Genomic DNA, 19084 nt, shown 5'->3' on the forward strand with positions numbered 1-19084 from the left:
GTGCCAGTACCATGGGGTATCGGCGCCTGGGCGGGTTGCCAAAGTTTGACGGGTGCGCGCGGGGTCCCCTTGGAGGATCCTCCTATTCGTGCCCGGCTTCGGCGGTCTGCGCGAGTGAGCGATGAATGCGCCCCCACCCTCAGGGCGTGAGCGGATTAGGCCGGCCACGGAAGGTACCCCCCAAATGTCTTACAACGCCGCAGGCGTACCCGAGAAGTTCGCCATGCTCGGGCTCACGTACGACGACGTCCTGCTGCTGCCCGGGGCCTCCGAGGTGCTGCCGAACCAGGTGGACACCTCCTCCCGGGTCTCCCGGAACGTGCGCGTCAACATCCCGCTGCTGTCCGCGGCGATGGACAAGGTCACCGAGTCGCGCATGGCCATCGCGATGGCCCGCCAGGGCGGCGTCGGCGTGCTGCACCGCAACCTCTCGGTCGAGGACCAGGCCAACCAGGTCGACCTGGTGAAGCGGTCCGAGTCCGGCATGGTCACCGACCCGATCACGGTCGGCCCGGAGACCACCCTGGGCGAGGCCGACGCGCTGTGCGCCAAGTTCCGCATCTCCGGCGTGCCGATCGCCGACGAGGCGGGCAAGCTGCTCGGCATCGTCACCAACCGCGACATGGCCTTCGAGTCGGACCGCACCCGCCAGGTCCGCGAGATCATGACCCCGATGCCGCTGATCACCGGCAAGGTCGGCATCTCCGGCGTGGACGCCATGGCCCTGCTGCGCCGCCACAAGATCGAGAAGCTGCCGCTGGTCGACGACGAGGGCCGGATCAAGGGCCTGATCACCGTCAAGGACTTCGTCAAGGCCGAGCAGTACCCGAACGCCGCCAAGGACGCCGAGGGCCGGCTGCTGGTCGGCGCCGCCGTCGGTGCCAGCGCCGAGGCGTTCGACCGGGCCCAGGCCCTGGTCGAGGCCGGTGCGGACTTCCTGGTGGTGGACACCTCGCACGGCCACAGCCACAACGCGCTGGCCTGGATCGCGAAGATCAAGTCGGCCGTCGGGATCGACGTGGTCGGCGGCAACGTGGCCACCCGGGACGGCGCCCAGGCGCTGATCGACGCCGGCGTGGACGGCGTCAAGGTCGGCGTCGGCCCCGGCTCCATCTGCACCACCCGCGTGGTCGCCGGCATCGGCGTCCCGCAGGTCACCGCCATCTACGAGGCCGCCCAGGCCTGCCTGGCGGCCGGCGTGCCGGTCATCGGCGACGGCGGCCTGCAGTACTCGGGCGACATCGGCAAGGCGCTGGCCGCCGGCGCCGACACCGTGATGCTCGGCTCGCTGCTGGCCGGCTGCGAGGAGTCCCCGGGCGAGCTGATGTTCATCAACGGCAAGCAGTTCAAGTCCTACCGCGGCATGGGCTCGCTGGGCGCCATGCAGTCCCGTGGCCAGGGCCGCTCGTACTCCAAGGACCGCTACTTCCAGGCCGAGGTGGCCTCGGACGACAAGCTCGTCCCCGAGGGCATCGAGGGCCAGGTGCCCTACCGCGGCCCGCTGTCGGCCGTGCTGCACCAGCTGGTCGGCGGTCTGCGCCAGACCATGGGCTACGTCGGCGCCGGCACCGTCGCCGAGATGGAGAGCAAGGGCCGCTTCGTCCGGATCACCTCGGCGGGCCTCAAGGAGAGCCACCCGCACGACATCCAGATGACCGTCGAGGCGCCGAACTACTCGGCCCGCTGAGCCACCGGCCACCGAGGGGCCCGCTGCCGCACCGCGGCGGCGGGCCCCTGCCGGTGCGCCCGGGCGCGGGCCGTCGGGGCGGGACCAGCGGCAGTACGGGATACTGGGGGGCGGCCGGGGTGACCCGGCGGGCATGAGCAACAAAGCAGAAGGGCTCGAAGTGACTGAGATCGAGATCGGGCGAGGCAAGCGCGGCCGACGGGCGTACGCCTTCGACGACATCGCCGTCGTCCCCAGCCGCCGGACCCGGGACCCGAAGGAGGTCTCGATCGCCTGGCAGATCGACGCCTACCGCTTCGAGCTGCCGTTCCTGGCCGCCCCGATGGACAGCGTGGTCTCGCCGCAGCAGGCCATCCAGATCGGCCGCCTCGGCGGTCTGGGCGTGCTGAACCTCGAAGGCCTGTGGACCCGCTACGAGGACCCGCAGCCGCTGCTGGACGAGATCGCCGCGATCACCGACGAGTCCACCGCGACCCGCCGGCTCCAGGAGATCTACGCCGCGCCGATCCGCGCCGAGCTGATCAAGCAGCGGATCCAGGAGGTCCGCGACTCCGGCGTGGTCACCGCCGCCGCGCTCTCGCCGCAGCGCACCGCCGAGTTCTCCAAGGCCGTGGTGGACGCCGGCGTCGACGTCTTCGTCATCCGCGGCACCACCGTCTCGGCCGAGCACGTCTCCAGCGCCGCCGAGCCGCTCAACCTCAAGCAGTTCATCTACGAGCTGGACGTCCCGGTGATCGTCGGCGGCTGCGCCACGTACACCGCGGCCCTGCACCTGATGCGGACCGGTGCCGCCGGTGTGCTGGTCGGCTTCGGCGGCGGCGCCGCCCACACCACGCGGAACGTCCTGGGCATCCAGGTGCCGATGGCCACCGCCGTGGCCGACGTGGCGGCCGCCCGTCGCGACTACATGGACGAGTCCGGTGGCCGCTACGTGCACGTCATCGCGGACGGCGGCGTCGGCTACAGCGGGGACATCCCGAAGGCCGTGGCCTGCGGCGCGGACGCGGTCATGATCGGTGCCGCGCTGGCGCGGGCGACGGACGCCCCGGGCAAGGGGATCCACTGGGGGATGGAGGCCGTCCACGAGGAGCTGCCGCGCGGCAAGCGGGTGGACCTCGGGACCGTCGGCACCACCGAGGAGATCCTGACCGGGCCCTCGCACACGCCGGACGGGACCATGAACCTGTTCGGCGCGCTGCGTCGGGCGATGGCCACCACGGGCTACACGGAGCTCAAGGAGTTCCAGCGGGTCGAGGTCACCGTCAACCCGGCGCTCGACCACCGCTGAGTCCTGACCTGACCTGATCGAGGGGCCCCTGCCGGGTGACGGCGGGGGCCTTCTCCTTTTCCCGGTGCGGGAGGCGGGTGCGGGTGCGGTACGGGGAGGGGGCGGGGCGGGCGGTCAACTCCGCGTGGCGCTGCGGCGGGTGAGGAGGAACCCGCCGATGAGGGCGATGGCGTAGAAGGCGGCGTCGAGGGGGCGGAGGTCGGCGCGCCAGGCGGTGACGGTGTCGTGCAGCAGGCCGCCGGGGGCCGGGCCGTCGGCGCGGACGCGGCGGAGGTGCTCGATCAGCTGGCCGAGGAGCAGGGCGCCGGCCGCGAGGAGGGCGCCGAGCGGGGGGAGTAAGCGGCCCTGGCCGCCGAGCCGGCCGAGCGGGAGGGCGACCAGGCCGGCCGGGGCGATGGCCAGCCAGCCGAGGCTGTCGGCGGCGCGCAGCGGGGCGCTGCCGTAGGCGAGGCCGCCGAGGAGCATGGCGAGGAGGGCGAGGGAGACGGCCAGGGCGGTGCGGTGGCGGGGGGTGGTCCTGGGCGTGGGTTCGACGGGGTCGAAGCCGGCCACGGGGGCGCCGGGCATGCCGGGGGCGACGTAGCCCTCGGGGGAGACGGGGGGTGGTGCGACCGAGTAGTGCTGGGCGGTGTGCGGCCGGATCGATGGGCCGTCAGTGCCCGGTGCGGGTGCGGTCATGGGCGTCGAATCCCCCCGGAATACGATGAGCTGCCGAACGGTAGCAGTGGTCCGGACAGATCTTGGCGAGTTTTCGATCACAGATCGGGCACGGAGCGCCGCCTCCGTTCCGGTTCGTACCGGCTCGATGCGGGGGCCGGGTGGTCGCGGGCCCTCCGGACAGGAGATGATGGAGGCTTGGGCGTCCGGGCCCCAGGTCGGGCCGACGCGCCGTCACCACGACCGCCAGCAGCACATGGGGGAACGTTCCGAATGACCCAGGCGCAGGGTTCCACCGGCCGCCTCCTGGCCGGCCGCTACCGCCTGAACGGCGTGCTCGGGCGCGGCGGCATGGGCACCGTCTGGCGCGCCGAGGACGAGATGCTGGGCCGGACCGTCGCGGTCAAGGAACTGCGGATGAACGCCAGCGTCGACGAGGAGGAGAAGCACCGGCTGATCACCCGGACGCTGCGCGAGGCCAAGGCGACCGCGCGGATCCGGCACAGTTCGGCGGTGACGGTCTTCGACGTGGTCGACGAGGACGACCGGCCGTGGATCGTCATGGAGCTGGTCGAGTCCCGCTCGCTGGCCGACGTGGTCCGGGAGGACGGGCCGCTGGCCCCCGCCCGGGCGGCGGAGATCGCGCTCGACGTGCTGGGCGTGCTCAGCGCGGCGCACGCGCTCGGCATCCTGCACCGGGACGTCAAGCCGTCCAACGTGCTGATCGGCGAGGACGGCCGGGTCGTGCTCACCGACTTCGGCATCGCCAGCGTGGAGGGCGACGCCTCCGTCACCTCGACCGGGATGCTCGTCGGCGCGCCCTCGTACATCTCCCCGGAGCGGGCCCGCGGGCAGAAGCCCGGGCCGCCGGCCGACCTGTGGTCGCTGGGCGGCACGCTGTACGCGATGGTCGAGGGCCGGCCGCCCTACGACCGGGGCTCGGCGCTGGCCACGCTGACCGCGGTGATGACCGAGGACCTGATCGCGCCGGTGAACGCCGGGCCGCTGCAGCCGGTGATCGAGGGGCTGCTGGCGAAGGACCCGGCCGAGCGGCTGGACGCCTCGCAGACCCGGTCGATGCTCAAGCGGGTGGTCGCGGAGGCGACCGCGCGGGCCGAGTCCACCACCGAGCACGCGGTGCCGCTGGAGAAGCCGGCCGAGGAGCCGGAGCCGAAGGCCTCGAAGGCGGCGGGGCCGGCGGAGGCGTCGGACGCCGCGGAGCCGTCCGAGCCGTCGGCGTCGACCTCGGCGGAGTCCGCGGAGCCCTCGGAGTCTTCGCCGAAGGAGCCGGAGCAGACCGGGAACGGCCGCAAGCAATTGGTGGGCGGGCTGCTGGGGACGGTCCGGGTCGGGAGTCGGGCCCAGGACGCGGAGCCCGCCGGGACGCCGTCCGAGGAGCCGGGCGCGGAGCCGATCCGGCCGGTGACCAGCGAGTGGACGATGGGCGCGACCCAGGCGGCCGGGGCCGATCCGCGCACCGGCCGGCGACGGCTGGCCATCGCCACCGTGATCGTGGTGCTGCTGCTGATCGCGGGAGTGATGGCGGTCGTCCGGATGGTCGGCACCGACGACGGCGGCGCGAACGGCGCGGCCTCGCAGAGCGCGGTCGCCACCTCGCCGGGGGCGACCGGTACCGAGCCGGTGCCGACGTCGGCACCGACGGGCGAACCCGCGCCCGCCCCGGCGCCCGCCCAGCCGACCGGCGACCCGGCCGCGGCGCCGGACGCGCCCGCGCAGTCCGCCGGTGCGCCGGCGGCTCCCGTCCAGCCCCCGGCGGCACCGGCGCAGCCCGCGCCGGCCGCGCCGGGTGCCGTGCCGGCCGGGTACCACGAGTACAAGGACCCGAGCGGCTTCTCCGTCGTGCTGCCGGACGGTCTGCAGCCGACCGGGTCGGACGCCAACCGGCGGATCTTCAAGAACGCGGCCGACGGCAGCCAGCTGCGGATCGAGTGGACCACGTCGCCCGGGGCGAGCGCGGTCGCGGACTGGCAGGAGTCGGAGCCGAACGTCCGCGGTCAGGTCAGCAACTACCAGCGGCTGAACCTGGCGGCGATCACCTACCGGCAGTGGACCAACGCGGCGGACTGGGAGTGGACCAACGGCACGCCCAGGATGCACTCGCTCAACCGCGGCTTCGTGACCGGGACCCCGCCCAAGTACGGGTACTCGATCTACTGGATAGTCCCGGACGCGGAGTGGGCCGCCCAGGCCCCGCTCCGGGACGTCGTCTTCAACAGCTTCCAGCCCGCGCCGTAGGGCGGCGGGTCCTAACCGATCAGGCGCTGCTTGGCGCGGGTGAACTCGTCCTCGGTGAGCGCACCGGAGGCGCGCAGGGCGGCCAGCCGTTCCAGCTGGCCGATGAGCTGCTCGCCGGCGGACGCCTCGACCGGGGTGGCGGCGGGCCCGGCCTTCGGGGCGTTCCGGGCGGCCCGGGCGGAGGCCCGGAGCTGCTCGGCGAAGAACTCGGCCTTGGCCACGTCCTCGAAGCGGTGCGAGCCGCTGAGCGCCACCACCAGGAGCACTTCGCCGTTGAGCTTGGTGCGGGTCACGGTGACGTCGGTGACGGCGGCGAGCGGAACCGGGACCGGCGGCTTCCCGTCCTTCAGGAAGAGCAGCCGATGGGTGGTCAGCACGAGCACTCCCTTGCGGAAGTGGTCGGGGTGGCGCCCGGCGGTGGAGGCGACCGGCTTCTCGCCGTCGATGACGGTCGCCTCGACGGCGCGGACGGCTTCGGCCTGGTTGGCTTTGCTGCTGTTCCCGGATGCCTCGAAGGCGGTGTCGATCAGATCGGTCCAGTCCATGGGATCGAGCCTAAAGGAGCCGCTCAGTAGGCTGCTCGGTGAGTGAGAGGAACTGGCATGCGAGGCGGCCCCGGTCAGTTGCTGGCGGGGCGGTACCGGCTGACGGACCGCCCCGAACCCTTGCGCGCCCAGGCGGTGGACGAGCGGACCGGTGAATCGGTGCTGCTGGGCGCCCTGGAGCTGCCGGGGGTGCTGACGGCGGGCCAGGATCCGGAGGCGGCCGCCGCGGCGCAGGCGGACCGGATGGTGCGCCGGGTGGCGGCGGTCGGTTCGACCGCGCCGGTCGCGCATCCGCGGCTGCTGCGCGGGGTCGGCGCGTTCGTCGAGGGCGAGCTGCTGTGGACGGTGGAGGAGCGGCCGGTCGGGCGGACGGTGGCCGAGCTGCTCGCCGAAGGGCCGCTGCCGCCTTACCGGGCGGCCGAGTTGGCGGCGGACCTGGCCGGGGCGCTGCGGGCGCTGCACGCGGCCGGGCTGACCCACGGTGCGCTGACCGCGGAGGCGGTGCTGGTCTGCGAGGACGGCGCGGCGATGCTCGGCGGGCTGCTCGCCGGGGTGGCCGAGGAGGCGCTGGCCGAGGAGCTCGGCGGGCCGGGCGGGCGGCGCCGGTACGAGGTGCGGGCGACCCTGGTCGGCCCGGTGGCGGAGCGTTGGCCGCTGGACGGCGGCCCGGCGGGTGACTGCTGGGCGCTCGGGGTGCTGGTGCACCGGCTGGTCACCGGCCGTTCGCCGTACCCGGAGCGGGACGTGCCGGAGCTGGTGACGGCCGTACGGGACGGGCGGCGGGAGCCCTCGGTGGTGTGCGGGCCGCTCGCGCCGCTGGTGGAGCGGCTGTTGCAGCCCGATCCGGTGCTGCGGCCGACGGCGGAGGCGGTGCGCGAGGAGCTGGCGGGGCTGCTGGCGGGGGCGCCGGAGCCGGTCGACGGGGAGGCGGAGGAGCGGAGCCGGGCCGCAGGGGGGCCGGTGCCGGTGCCGGAGACGCCGGCGGTGCCGCGCGGGCGCGGCGGGAGGGCCGTCGGCTCCAGGGCCGGGAGGAGTGCCCGAAAGGGCCGGAACGGTGGGGACTTGGGGGCAGGGGGCGGGGCGAAGCCGCCCCGGATACCCCCTTCCCTGTGGGGCCCGTTGCTGGTGGGCGGAGTGTTCGTGCTGCTGGTGCTGGGAATCGTCGCGGTGGTGCTGTTCGCAGGCTGACGGCCCGCCCGGATTCCGTTCCACCGGTCCGGGGGGTGGGCGTGATTACCGGGGGCGGCAAGGTGCGCCTAATGTGTGCGTGGGATTTGTTCGAACAGTGGTCTGCACCAGGCCCTCCGTCGCGGTGACGGCAGGCGGAATGTGTGGGGGAGCGGGCGCAGATGGGCGTGCAGGACCGGCCGGAGGCGGCCGAGGCGGAGCGTTTGCTGGCCGGGCGGTACGAGCTCGGCGAGCGGCTCGGCCGGGGCGGCATGGGCACCGTCTGGCGGGCCTGGGACCGGATGCTCGACCGGGAGGTCGCGGTCAAGGAGCTGACCGTCAACCACCTGCCCGAGGAGGACCTGCAGATCCTGCACACCCGGATGAAGCGCGAGGCCAGCGCGGCCGCGCGGATCAAGCACCCCGGTGTGATCACCGTGCACGACGTGCTGGAGCAGGACGGCCGGCCGTGGATCGTGATGGAGCTGGTCGACGGCCGCTCGCTGGCCGACGTGATCAGCCAGGACGGCACCCTGCAGCCGCGCGCCGCCGCCGAGGTCGGCAGCCAGGTGCTGGCCGCGCTGCACCGCGGCCACCAGCTGGGCGTGCTGCACCGGGACGTGAAGCCGGCCAACGTGCTGCTGGAGCGCGGCACCGGGCGGGTGGTGCTGCTGGACTTCGGCATCGCGAAGTACGAGGGCTCGACCGAGCTGACCCGGCCGGGCGACCTGGTCGGCTCGCCGGACTACCTGGCCCCGGAGCGCGCCCAGGGCGAGCGGCCCGGTCCCGCCTCCGACCTGTGGGGCCTCGGGGCGACGCTGTACGCGGCGGTCGAGGGCCAGTCGCCGTTCCGGCGGGACTCGCCGATCACCACGCTCGCCGCGGTGGTCGACGAGCCGCTGCCGGAGTCGCGGCGGGCCGGGCCGCTGGGGCCGGTGCTGGCCGCGCTGATGGCGAAGGACCCGGCCGAGCGGCCCACCGCGGACGAGGCGGCCGCGATGCTGGCCGAGGTGCGGGCCGGGCACACGATGGGCCTGAAGTCGGTTCCGTCGGTGCGTACGCCCACCCGGTCGGTGCCGGTGGTGGACCGCACGGAGGGCCCGGTGGCCGTGGCGGAGCCGGCCGAGGGCTCCGAGGAGCCGACCGAGCCGAAGGCCTCCGGGGCCGCCGTCCCCGCTGTCCCTGCTGTGCCCGCCGTCCCTGCGGTCGCCGCTGTTCCTGCCGCGCCCGTCCTCGCCGAACCGGACACCGCCGGGGGCGCGCAGGACGCTGCCCGGGCGCACACCGGTCCCGTCGCGCCGGTGCCGCACTCCATTGCGCCGGAGCGGGGACCGGCCAAGCGCCGCAACCTGCTGAAGATCGTCGGCATAGCGGTGGCCGTCGGCCTGCTGGCCGCCGCGGGCACCTTCCTGGTCACCCGGCACGTGGTCGGCGGCGACACCCCCGACGACCCGACGCCGACCGCCGCCGAGTCCACCGGACCGGAGCCCACCAGCGACGCCACCCCCGCGGCGGCGCCGCCCAGCGGCTACCACTGGGTCGACGACCCGGCCGGCTTCCGCTTCCCGCTGCCGAACGGCACCCCGTCCTGGCAGCGGATCAGCGCCGGGGACAACCAGATCTACTACAGCCCCGACGGCAAGGTGCACTACCTCCAGTTCGCCGTCACGGTCGGCCAGTCGGTCAAGCCGCTGGAGCACATGCGGCAGATGGAGGCCACCGTCGCCAAGTCGCTCAAGGACTACAAGCAGCACCGGATGGCCGGCACGGCGGTGAAGGGCCAGGAGGCGGCGGTCTGGGAGTTCAGCTACCTGGCCAAGGAGGGCGGCCGCCGGCGCGCGATCGAGACCGAGTTCATCAGCCAGGACGGCACCAGCTACGCGATCTACTCGTCCAGCCCGGACCGGGGCAACGAGTGGAACGAGGCCGAGCAGCGCTTCTACGCGGTGCTCAACAACTTCGCCCCGAGCCGCTGACCGGGTCGGGCGGGGGCGCCCGCTTTCGCCCGACTGCGGCAGATTCTTGTTACCGACGGGTACCGGACCGGCCGCCGAGCGCCTAGGCTGCGCCGTATGTCGGACCTCACAGCAGACGCAGTGGCCACCGAACCCTCCGGCGCCGGCAACCCGGCGGCCCCCGGCGGCGGCCGGACCGTCGCCGCGGCCGTCCCGCCGTCCCTGGTCGCCAGGCTTGCCACCGGCGTCACCGCCACCGGTGAACCCGACCTGGTGGAGACCGTCGCCCCGCTGACCGGCGAACGGCTGGCCAGCCTGCCGCAGTCCACCCCGGCCGACGTCGAGGTCGCCTTCCAGCTGGCCCGCCGCGCCCAGGGGGCCTGGGCCGCGCTGCCGGTGCGCCGCCGCGCCGCCGTCCTGCTGCGCTTCCACGACCTGCTGCTCAAGCGGCAGGACGAGGTGCTGGACCTCGTCCAGGCGGAGACCGGCAAGGCCCGGCTGCACGCCTTCGAGGAGGTGCTGGCCGTCGCCATGGCCGCCCGGCACTACGGGCGGGCCGCGCACGGGTACCTCAAGGACAAGCGGCACGGCGGCGCGCTGCCGGTGCTCACCCACGCCGTCGAGGCCCGCCGCCCCAAGGGCGTGGTCGGCCACATCTCGCCGTGGAACTACCCGCTGGAGCTGTCCGTCGGTGACGCCCTGCCGGCCTTCGTGGCCGGCAACGCGGTCGTCAACAAGCCCGACACCCAGACCGCGCTGACCGCGCTGTGGGCCCGCGAGCTGCTGATCGAGGCCGGACTGCCCGCCGACCTGTGGCAGATCGTGATCGGCGACGGCCCGGTGATCGGCCCCGCCGTGGTGGAGCACGCCGACTACGTCTCGTTCACCGGCTCCACCCGCACCGGCCGCGACGTCGCCCAGCGCGCCGCCGCCCGGCTGGTCGGCGCCTCGCTCGAACTCGGCGGCAAGAACGCCATGCTGGTGCTCGCCGACGCCGACCTCGACGCGGCCGCCGCGGGCGCCGTACGGGCCTGCTTCTCCTCCGCCGGACAGCTCTGCATCTCGATCGAGCGGCTGCTGGTGCACCGCTCGGTCGCCGACGAGTTCCTGGAGCGCTTCGCCGCCCGCACCCGGGCGCTGCGCCTCGGCGGCGGCCTCGCGTACGGCGCGGACATGGGCTCGCTGGTCTCCGCCCGCCAGCTGGAGACCACCGGCCGGCACGTGGAGGAGGCGGTCAAGGCGGGTGCCACCGTGGTGGCCGGCGGGCGCGCCCGGCCGGACCTCGGCCCGCTCTTCTACGAGCCGACCATCCTCGACGGCGTCACCCCGGAGATGGCGGTCTGCGCCGAGGAGACCTTCGGCCCGGTCGTCTCCCTCTACCGCTTCGACACCGAGGAGGAGGCGGTGGCCGCCGCCAACTCCACGCCGTACGGCCTGAACTCCAGCGTCTGGACCAGGGACCTGCGGCGCGGCCGGGCGGTCGCTGCCCGGCTGCGCACCGGCACGGTCAACGTCAACGAGGCGTACGCCGCCGCGTACGGCTCGGTCGGCTCGCCGATGGGCGGCATGGGCGACTCCGGGCTGGGCCGCCGGCACGGCGCGGAGGGCATCCTGCGCTTCACCGAGGCGCAGACCGTCGCGACCCAGCGGCTGATGCCGATCGCGCCCTCGTTCGGCCTGGACGACAAGCAGTTCGCCGCCCTGATGACCGGCGGGCTGCGGGCGCTCAAGGCGCTGCGCTTCAAGTAGGCCCCCGTAGACAGGCCCCAGGGCCCCGCACCTGCGGCGGGGCCCGGTTCGCGGTACCCACAGGCAGGTTCACCCGGTGAAGGAGCGGTGGCAGATGGTGCAGTCCGGCGGTGCGGCGGAGTTCGACTACGACGTGGTGGTGGTCGGGTCCGGCTTCGGCGGTTCGGTCGCGGCCCTGCGGCTGACCGAGAAGGGCTACCGGGTCGCCGTCCTGGAGGCCGGCCGGCGCTTCGACCGGGACGAACTGCCCAGGAACTCCTGGGACCTGCCGAACTACCTGTGGGCGCCGGCGCTCGGGCTGTACGGCATCCAGCGGATCCACCTGCTGGCCAACGTGCTGATCCTGGCCGGCGCCGGGGTCGGCGGCGGCTCGCTGAACTACGCCAACACCCTGTACGTGCCGCCGAAGGCCTTCTTCGAGGACCGCCAGTGGCGCCACATCACCGACTGGCAACAGGAGTTGGCGCCGTTCTACGACCAGGCGCAGCGGATGCTCGGGGTCCGGCTCAACCCGACCCTCACCCCCTCCGACGTCCACCTCAAGGCGGCCGCCGAGCGGATGGGCGTCGGTGACACCTTCCACATGGCGCCGGTCGGGGTCTTCTTCGGCGACGGCGAGGACACCGACGGCACCGCCAAGGCGGCCCCCGGGAGCGAGGTCGCCGACCCGTACTTCGGCGGTGCCGGCCCGGCCCGCAAGGCCTGCGTGGAGTGCGGCGAGTGCATGACCGGCTGCCGGCACGGCGCCAAGAACATGCTCACCGAGAACTACCTGTACCTGGCCGAGCGGGGCGGGGCGGAGATCCACCCGCTCACCACGGTGGCCCGGATCCGGGAGATCGAAGGGGCCGACGGGAGCGGCGGCTACGCGGTGGACGTGCGCCGCACCGACGCGCGGTCGAGGACCGACCGGGTGAAGGCGGGCGCGCGGACCGTCACCGCGGCCCGGGTGGTCGTCGCGGCCGGCACCTACGGCACCCAGTCGCTGCTGCACCGGATGCGGGACGGCGGCCACCTGCCCCGGATCTCGGCGCGGCTGGGCGAGCTGACCCGCACCAACTCCGAGGCCCTGGTGGGCGCGCAGACCACCGACCGGCGCTACGGCGGCAAGGCGGACTTCACCAAGGGCGTGGCGATCACCTCCTCGATCCACCCGGACGCCAACACCCACATCGAGCCGGTCCGCTACGGCAAGGGCTCCAACGCGATGGGCGCGCTGTCCATCGCCCAGGTCAGGGGCGGTGGGGCGGTCCCGCGCTGGCTGCGCTACCTGGGCAACACGGCGCTCCACCCGGTGACCTTCGCCCGCTCGATGAACCAGCGCCGCTGGTCCGAGAAGACGATCATCGGCCTGGTGATGCAGTCGCTGGACAACTCGATCACCGTCTCGCTGAAGAAGGGCCCGCTCGGCAAGGCCCGGCTCACCTCCGGCCAGGGCCACGGCGAACCCAACCCGACCTGGATCCCGGCGGCGGAACAGGGCGCCCAGGCGCTGGCCGACGAGATCAACGGCTTCCCGGGCAGCACCGTCGGCGAGATCTTCGACATCCCGATGACGGCGCACTTCCTCGGCGGCTGCCCGATCGGCGACGCCCCCGAGACCGGCGTGGTGGACCCGTACCACCGGCTGTACGGCTACCCCGGGATCAGCGTGGTGGACGGTTCGGCCGTCTCCGCCAACCTGGGCGTCAACCCCTCGCTCACCATCACCGCCCAGGCCGAGCGCGCCATGTCGATGTGGCCGAACAAGGGCGAGGCGGACCAGCGCCCGGCCCAGGGCGCGGAGTACCTGCGGGTGGCGGCGGTGGCGCCGGCCCGGCCGGCCGTGCCCGAGGGCGCGTTCGGCGCGCTGCGGCTGCCGCTGCTGCCCGTCCCGGAGGTCCCGAAGAAGCGCGGCTGAAACCGGCCCGACGGGCCAATCCGCCTGCCCCGGTTCCCGGTTGACATCCGTTCGGGTCCGATGGGATAAACGGGCTCCCTGGAGCGGCCAGGGACTCGTCGAGCGGGGGGAACGCGGGCCATGGCCAACTGCACATCGTGCGGGGCGACTTCGGAGGAGGGGGCGCCCGCCTGCGGGTCGTGCGGTCGGCCGTTCGCGCCCCCTGCCCCGGCGGCCGCCGTCCCGCCCGCCGTCCCGCCGCCTCCGCCGGGTGCGGCTCCGCCCGTCCCGCCGCCGTACGGACCGCAGCCGGGGTACGGACCCCAGCCCGGGTACGGGCCGGTGGCCGCGGTCCCGCCCGCCCTGGGCAGCTGGGGTGCCGGGCAGGAGTACGACAAGCAGCCCGCCTTCCAGCGCCTGCTGACCGCCGCGGACTGGCGCCCGGCCGTCAAGGTGGCCGTCGCGCCGACCCTCGTCCTGCTGGCCGCCGCGCTCGTCGCGGCGATCCCGAGCGACTACCAGTACGAGTACCGGTTCCAGTCGGCCGGCTTCGGCGAGCGCTTCGGCTCGGCGGTGTCGATGGCCCTGAACGCGCTCGGCGCACCGTTCCGGCTCGGGTACCAGAGCCCGCTGGGCCACGACCGGACCGACCGGCTGGAGATCGCCCTCCGGGTGCTGCCGATGACCGTCACCGTCCTGTGGTGCCTGGCGCTCTGGCTCGGCCTGCGGGCCGGGCTGCGCCGGCGCAAGGCCGTGGTGGGCCAGCTCACCCGGGGCCAGGCCGCCGCCGAGGCGCTGCGCACCGCCTTGGTCCTCGCGGCGGTGAGCGGACTGCTCGGGCTGCTCGGCGGCACCGAATGGAACCCCTCGGGCCGCGCCGCGAAACCCGACTACTTCGGCGACTTCGGCTCCGGCGCCCAGAAGTCCGGTCAACCGCTGATCACGGCGGGCTCCGGCTGGCTGGAGGCGGTCGCCTGGACCGCGGTGCTGGCCGGCCTGCTGGCCTTCCTCGTCCACGGCACCGACGCGCTGCGCTGGGCCGCCTGGCGCAGCCGCGCGGTGCGCGGCTGGGCGGTGTCCGCGCTGGCCGCCGGCCAGGCGCTGGCGGTCACGGTCGGGCTGTCCTCGGTGACGGCCTTCGTCCTGGTCGCGGCCACCAGCGAGAGCGGGGCGCAGACCGGGATCTCGCTGGCCTTCCTGCCCAACCTCGGCCTCAACCTGCTCGGCTTCGGCTCGGGGGCGACCTTCCGGGCGCACTCCGGCCTGTCCGGCAGCGACGGCTCCCGCGGCGACTCCTCCTGGGGCGACCGCAGCAGCGAGACCGACTTCTCCTTCTTCGACCTGCACGACCTGACCGGCGACTGGCGCTGGGCCGGGCTGCTCGCGCTCGTCTCGGCGGCCCTGCTCGGCCGGGTGGCGTTCCGGCGGGGGCTGGACGCGGCCGACCGGCTGCGCCTGGCCGCCGTGCACGCCGGGGCGCTCACCCTGCTGATGACGGTCTCCGGCGTGCTGATGACGCGGACCACGTCCAGCTCGGGCTGGATCGGCTCGGCGCGGATGGAGATCTCCCAGGAGGAGTCGGGCGGGCCGGCCTTCGTGAGCGTGCTGGTGGCCAACGCGGTCTGGGCGCTGGCCGGCGCGCTGCTGGTGCCGCCGCTGCTGGCGGCCTTCCGCGGCCGGGGCGCGGGTGCGCCGCAGGGCGCCGTGCCGTACGCCGAGTCCCCGTTCGCCCCGGGGCGGGGCACGGTGCCCCATCCGGCGGTGCCGCCGCAGGTGCCGTACGCGACGCCGCCGTACGGCGTTCCGGCCCAGGGGGTGCCGGCCCAAGGGGTGCCGGCTCAGGGCGTTCCGGGGCACGGGGTGCCGCCGCGGGCCGCCGCGCCGCAGGACGCGCCGTTCGCCCCCGGCGGCGGGGTGAGCGAGGTGCTCGGCTCGCACGAGGAGCCGCCCGCCCCGACCGGCGGGACGCCCGTGCCCGGCGCGGTGCCGCCGCCTCCGGCCGAGGAGCCGGTCGACCCGAGCGTGTGGCGCGAGCACCCCTGAGCGGGCACCCCTGAGCGCGCGTCCCTGAGCGCGCATCCCTGAGGAAGAGGAAAGGGCAAAGGGCCCCGCGGGGGAACGGGGCCCTTTGTCGTTCAGCACTCGGCGTCAGGGCCGCGCCGGTGCTGGGGTGACGGCGCCGGGGGAGGAGCGCCGTCGGGTCGGTCGGCTTCGGGGCGCGCCGCGCGGCTCCGGCGTGGGTGGCCGGCCGCGCGGGGCGCGCACGCCCGTGCGCGGTGGCTCGGCGCACAGGTCTGCGCCGGTCCTACGCTCACGGAGCGTGAACTGAGGAACCGCGGCCGCCTTCCGTGGCGCGGCTGCGGAGAACGCCGTCGCGGGCCCCCTCGGTGAGCCGTGAGGCGCCGGGAGAACCGCGTACAACGAGCATCGTGCTGGACGGAGGGCTCGCTCTGCAACCGGTTCGGCACAGTTCGGCACAGAGCATTTCCTGCCGGGGCCGCCGCCGATGATCACGGTGCGTAGTGGTCCGGATGGTTGTGGCGCACGGGGACGCGCGTAGCGGCGCGGGGTGAAGGGGGAGTGCGCCCGGGCGCGCACCGGACCGGACCGGGGGTGCGACGGCCGGCCCCGGGCGTCCCCGGACTCCGGCCGTCCCACCTCTCGGCCCAGTCGCGGCCGGGGTCGCTGTCCCCTGCTGGCCGGCCGCGGCACCCGCGCACGGTCCCACGGTGCCGCTGCCCGGCGGGCCGGGCGGCGGCACCACGTGCGCCGGTGGACTGGGATGGAACTCCACGCGTGGTCCTGCTGCCGTACGGCGGTGCCCCCGCGGGGGCGGGCGGCGCGTCTGGCGGACGCGGCGCGGCCGTACGTTCGTAGGAAGCAACGAACCGCCGCCCCGCCCGGTCACGGTCGTTCGGACGGGCAGACGAGTGAAACCGGACAGCCCGGTAGAATCGGTGTCCAGACACCCCACACCGTCCGCCGCAGCCGCAGCCCCCCTGCCGGGGAGGCGGTCACGCGCGGGCACCTCGATACCGCTGCCGGAAGGCCGTCTGTGTCCTCTGCAATTCCCGTCCAGTCCGCGCCGGACAACGACCCCGTTCTGGTGGTCGACTTCGGCGCCCAGTACGCCCAGCTCATCGCCCGTCGGGTGCGTGAGGCGCGGGTCTACAGCGAGATCGTGCCGAGCAGCATGCCGGTCGCCGAGATGCTCGCCAAGAACCCCAAGGCGATCATCCTCTCCGGCGGCCCGTCGTCGGTCTACGAAGAGGGCGCGCCGCAGATCGACCGCGCGATCTTCGAGGCCGGTGTCCCGGTCTTCGGCATGTGCTACGGCTTCCAGCTGATGGCCAAGACCCTCGGCGGCACCGTCGACAACAACGGCGCCCGCGAGTACGGCCGCACCCCGCTGACCGTCTCCCGCAGCGGCTCCACCCTGTTCGAGGGCGTCCCGGCGCAGCACTCGGTGTGGATGTCGCACGGCGACGCCTGCTCGGCCGCCCCGGAGGGCTTCGCCGTCACCGCCTCCACCGACCTGGTCCCGGTCGCGGCCTTCGAGAACGACGAGGCCCGGCTGTACGGCGTCCAGTACCACCCCGAGGTGCTGCACTCCGACCACGGCCAGCAGATCCTGGAGCACTTCCTCTACCGCGGCGCCGGCATCGCCCCCACCTGGACCACCGGCAGCGTGGTCGAGGAGCAGGTCGCCCTGATCCGCGAGCAGGTCGGCGACAAGCGCGCCATCTGCGGCCTGTCCGGCGGCGTGGACTCCGCGGTCGCGGCCGCGCTGGTCAACCGCGCCATCGGCGACCAGCTGACCTGCGTCTACGTCGACCACGGCCTGATGCGCAAGGGCGAGACCGAGCAGGTCGAGAAGGACTTCGTGGCCGCCACCGGCGTCCAGCTGAAGGTCGTCGACGCCTCCGAGCGCTTCCTGAACGCGCTGAAGGGGGTCACCGACCCCGAGGAGAAGCGCAAGATCATCGGCCGCGAGTTCATCCGCGTGTTCGAGCAGGCCCAGGCCGAGATCATCGCCGAGGCCGGCGAGCACGGCGAGTCGGTCGACTTCCTGGTCCAGGGCACCCTGTACCCGGACGTGGTGGAGTCCGGCGGCGGCGAGGGCACCGCCAACATCAAGTCCCACCACAACGTCGGCGGCCTGCCCGAGGACCTCCAGTTCCAGCTGGTCGAGCCGCTGCGCAAGCTGTTCAAGGACGAGGTCCGGATGGTCGGCCAGGAGCTGGGCCTGCCGGAGGAGATCGTCCAGCGCCAGCCGTTCCCGGGCCCGGGCCTGGGCATCCGGATCGTCGGCGAGGTCACCAAGGAGCGTCTGGACCTGCTCCGCGACGCCGACGCGATCGCCCGCGAGGAGCTGACCGCGGCCGGTCTGGACCGCGAGATCTGGCAGTGCCCGGTCGTGCTGCTCGCCGACGTCCGCAGCGTGGGCGTGCAGGGCGACGGCCGCACCTACGGTCACCCGATCGTGCTGCGCCCGGTCTCGTCCGAGGACGCCATGACCGCCGACTGGTCGCGCCTGCCGTACGACGTGCTGGCGAAGATCTCCACCCGGATCACCAACGAGGTCCGCGACGTGAACCGCGTCGTCGTCGACGTCACCAGCAAGCCGCCGGGCACCATCGAGTGGGAGTGACCCCTCCCACCGGCCGCCGGGGCGCTTCCTCGTCCTGAGGCCGATGCCTGAACGGCCGCGCCGTCGTTCCCGTACTGAAGGGAGCGACGGCGCGGCCGTTTCGCGGTGCGGGCGCCGCTCTCCGGGAGGGACCTCCCACCGAAAGCGGTCGGGAGCGGGCAGAATGCGGACCGGACCTGTCAGGGAGTGGCGGGCGGCGAGGGAAGGTGTGAGGGATGTCGGAGGCCAGCAACCCGGTGCCGGCCGGTGGGGGAGCGGCCGGCCGGGCCGCCCGGGCGGCGCAGCGGAGGGCGCTCGCGTCCAGGTACGCGCTGCTGCCCCTGCGGCTCTTCCTCGGCGTCACGTTCGTCTACGCCGCCCTCGACAAGCTCTCCGACGCCCACTTCCTGGCCGGAGCGGGCGACCCGGCCTCCTTCGTCTCGCAGACCCAGGCCGCCAAGGCGGGCGGCAGCCCGATCTCCTTCCTGCTCGGCCCCGCCCTCGACCACCCGACCCTGTTCGCGCTCGCCATCGCCTTCGGCGAGCTGGCGGTGGGCCTCGGCACCCTGGTCGGCCTCTGGGGCCGGGCCGCCGCGCTCGGCGGCGCCCTGCTCAACCTCAGCCTGTGGCTGACCGTCAGCTGGAGCGTCTCGCCGTACTACCTCGGCAACGACCTGGCCTACCTGATGGCCTGGACGCCGCTGCTGCTGGCCGGCACGCCGTACCTGTCGGTGGACGGCTACCTGGCCCGCCGGGCCGGGCGGGACCGCGAGCGCGGGCTGGGCGAGGACCACGTCAAGCGCCGGGCCCTGGTGGACGGCGGGATCGCGGCCGTCGCGATCGGCGGGGCCGGGCTGCTCACCGGCTCGCTGACCCGCACCTTCGGCCGGGACCGGACGGCCGCGCCCAAGCAGTCGGCGGCCCCGGCCTCCGGCGCCCCGGCCCCCGCGGTGCCCGCCGCGAGCGTGCCGGTCGGCGGCTCGGCCCAGGTCAAGGACCCGGCCACCGGGGACGCCGTCTACATCGTCCAGCCCAAGGCCGGCCAGTACTGCGCCTTCTCCGCCGTGTGCACCCACGCGGGCTGCGCCGTGGACGCGCCGAAGAACGGCCAGCTGTACTGCCCCTGCCACGGCTCCCGGTTCGACGCCGCGACCGGCGCGGTGGTCAACGGGCCGGCGGTCAAGCCGCTGCCCAGGTACGCCGTCAGCAAGGACGGGGACCGGCTGACCCTGGGCCCGCAGCAGAGCTGACGGCCCGGGGCGGTCGGGCGG

12 protein-coding genes are annotated in these 19084 nt (G+C 74.4%); 10 read left to right on the forward strand and 2 right to left on the reverse strand.

The annotated features are described in order from the left end of the window. The first annotated feature begins 184 nt into the window (after positions 1-184). Both guaB and ACWDD9_RS15465 read left to right on the forward strand, forming a co-directional pair. Entirely contained in the window at positions 185-1687 is a 1503-nt protein-coding gene (guaB, locus tag ACWDD9_RS15460; RefSeq protein WP_074003944.1) for an IMP dehydrogenase, read from the forward strand. Positions 1688-1847: 160 nt separating this feature from the next. Beyond that, positions 1848-2975 carry a GuaB3 family IMP dehydrogenase-related protein gene (locus ACWDD9_RS15465; RefSeq protein WP_049654353.1) on the forward strand — a complete coding sequence of 376 codons (1128 nt, stop codon included), beginning with the start codon at positions 1848-1850 and terminating at the stop codon, positions 2973-2975. 114 nt (positions 2976-3089) lie between these two features. On the opposite strand, the gene ACWDD9_RS15470 is transcribed toward ACWDD9_RS15465, so the two are convergent. After that, positions 3090-3653: a hypothetical protein gene (locus ACWDD9_RS15470; RefSeq protein ID WP_449811798.1), complete on the reverse strand. Its 564-nt coding sequence runs from the start codon at positions 3651-3653 to the stop codon at positions 3090-3092. A gap of 252 nt (positions 3654-3905) precedes the next feature. On the opposite strand from ACWDD9_RS15470, the gene ACWDD9_RS15475 reads away from it, so the two are divergent. Then, positions 3906-5888 (forward strand): protein kinase domain-containing protein, encoded by a 1983-nt coding sequence (locus ACWDD9_RS15475; protein WP_449811799.1) that lies wholly within the window; start codon positions 3906-3908, stop codon positions 5886-5888. 11 nt (positions 5889-5899) lie between these two features. On the opposite strand, the gene ACWDD9_RS15480 is transcribed toward ACWDD9_RS15475, so the two are convergent. After that, a complete protein-coding gene (locus ACWDD9_RS15480) occupies positions 5900-6433 on the reverse strand; it encodes an SHOCT domain-containing protein (RefSeq protein WP_074003941.1) in 534 nt (177 codons plus the stop codon). 57 nt (positions 6434-6490) lie between these two features. On the opposite strand from ACWDD9_RS15480, the gene ACWDD9_RS15485 reads away from it, so the two are divergent. The 7 genes from ACWDD9_RS15485 to ACWDD9_RS15515 all read left to right on the forward strand — a co-directional run bounded on the left by ACWDD9_RS15485 (position 6491) and on the right by ACWDD9_RS15515 (position 19063). Further along, positions 6491-7621: a protein kinase domain-containing protein gene (locus tag ACWDD9_RS15485; protein ID WP_147409121.1), complete on the forward strand. Its 1131-nt coding sequence runs from the start codon at positions 6491-6493 to the stop codon at positions 7619-7621. Between the two features lie 161 nt (positions 7622-7782). Continuing rightward, positions 7783-9576 (forward strand): serine/threonine-protein kinase, encoded by a 1794-nt coding sequence (locus tag ACWDD9_RS15490; protein ID WP_049657030.1) that lies wholly within the window; start codon positions 7783-7785, stop codon positions 9574-9576. A 96-nt stretch (positions 9577-9672) separates the two neighbouring features. After that, entirely contained in the window at positions 9673-11304 is a 1632-nt protein-coding gene (locus ACWDD9_RS15495; RefSeq protein ID WP_074003938.1) for a succinic semialdehyde dehydrogenase, read from the forward strand. 94 nt (positions 11305-11398) lie between these two features. Then, positions 11399-13204: a GMC family oxidoreductase gene (locus tag ACWDD9_RS15500; RefSeq protein WP_049657027.1), complete on the forward strand. Its 1806-nt coding sequence runs from the start codon at positions 11399-11401 to the stop codon at positions 13202-13204. Between the two features lie 321 nt (positions 13205-13525). After that, on the forward strand, positions 13526-15226 hold the full coding sequence (locus ACWDD9_RS15505) for a proline-rich domain-containing protein (protein WP_449811800.1): 1701 nt from the start codon (positions 13526-13528) through the stop codon (positions 15224-15226). Between the two features lie 1012 nt (positions 15227-16238). After that, a complete protein-coding gene (guaA, locus tag ACWDD9_RS15510; RefSeq protein WP_049659666.1) occupies positions 16239-17834 on the forward strand; it encodes a glutamine-hydrolyzing GMP synthase in 1596 nt (531 codons plus the stop codon). Between the two features lie 215 nt (positions 17835-18049). Then, positions 18050-19063 carry a Rieske 2Fe-2S domain-containing protein gene (locus ACWDD9_RS15515; RefSeq protein ID WP_449811801.1) on the forward strand — a complete coding sequence of 338 codons (1014 nt, stop codon included), beginning with the start codon at positions 18050-18052 and terminating at the stop codon, positions 19061-19063. Positions 19064-19084 lie beyond the last annotated feature (21 nt).

It is taken from the genome of Kitasatospora sp. NPDC001119 (assembly GCF_053598475.1).

Bases quoted from the DNA above. Each gene is read 5' to 3' on its own strand.
- ACWDD9_RS15480 (WP_074003941.1), bottom strand. From the start codon at position 6,433: ATGGACTGGACCGATCTGATCGACACCGCCTTCGAGGCATCCGGGAAC.
- ACWDD9_RS15515 (WP_449811801.1), top strand. From the start codon at position 18,050: ATGTCGGAGGCCAGCAACCCGGTGCCGGCCGGTGGGGGAGCGGCCGGC.
- guaB (WP_074003944.1), top strand. From the start codon at position 185: ATGTCTTACAACGCCGCAGGCGTACCCGAGAAGTTCGCCATGCTCGGG.
- ACWDD9_RS15490 (WP_049657030.1), top strand. From the start codon at position 7,783: ATGGGCGTGCAGGACCGGCCGGAGGCGGCCGAGGCGGAGCGTTTGCTG.
- ACWDD9_RS15495 (WP_074003938.1), top strand. From the start codon at position 9,673: ATGTCGGACCTCACAGCAGACGCAGTGGCCACCGAACCCTCCGGCGCC.
- ACWDD9_RS15485 (WP_147409121.1), top strand. From the start codon at position 6,491: ATGCGAGGCGGCCCCGGTCAGTTGCTGGCGGGGCGGTACCGGCTGACG.
- ACWDD9_RS15470 (WP_449811798.1), bottom strand. From the start codon at position 3,653: ATGACCGCACCCGCACCGGGCACTGACGGCCCATCGATCCGGCCGCAC.
- ACWDD9_RS15500 (WP_049657027.1), top strand. From the start codon at position 11,399: ATGGTGCAGTCCGGCGGTGCGGCGGAGTTCGACTACGACGTGGTGGTG.
- ACWDD9_RS15475 (WP_449811799.1), top strand. From the start codon at position 3,906: ATGACCCAGGCGCAGGGTTCCACCGGCCGCCTCCTGGCCGGCCGCTAC.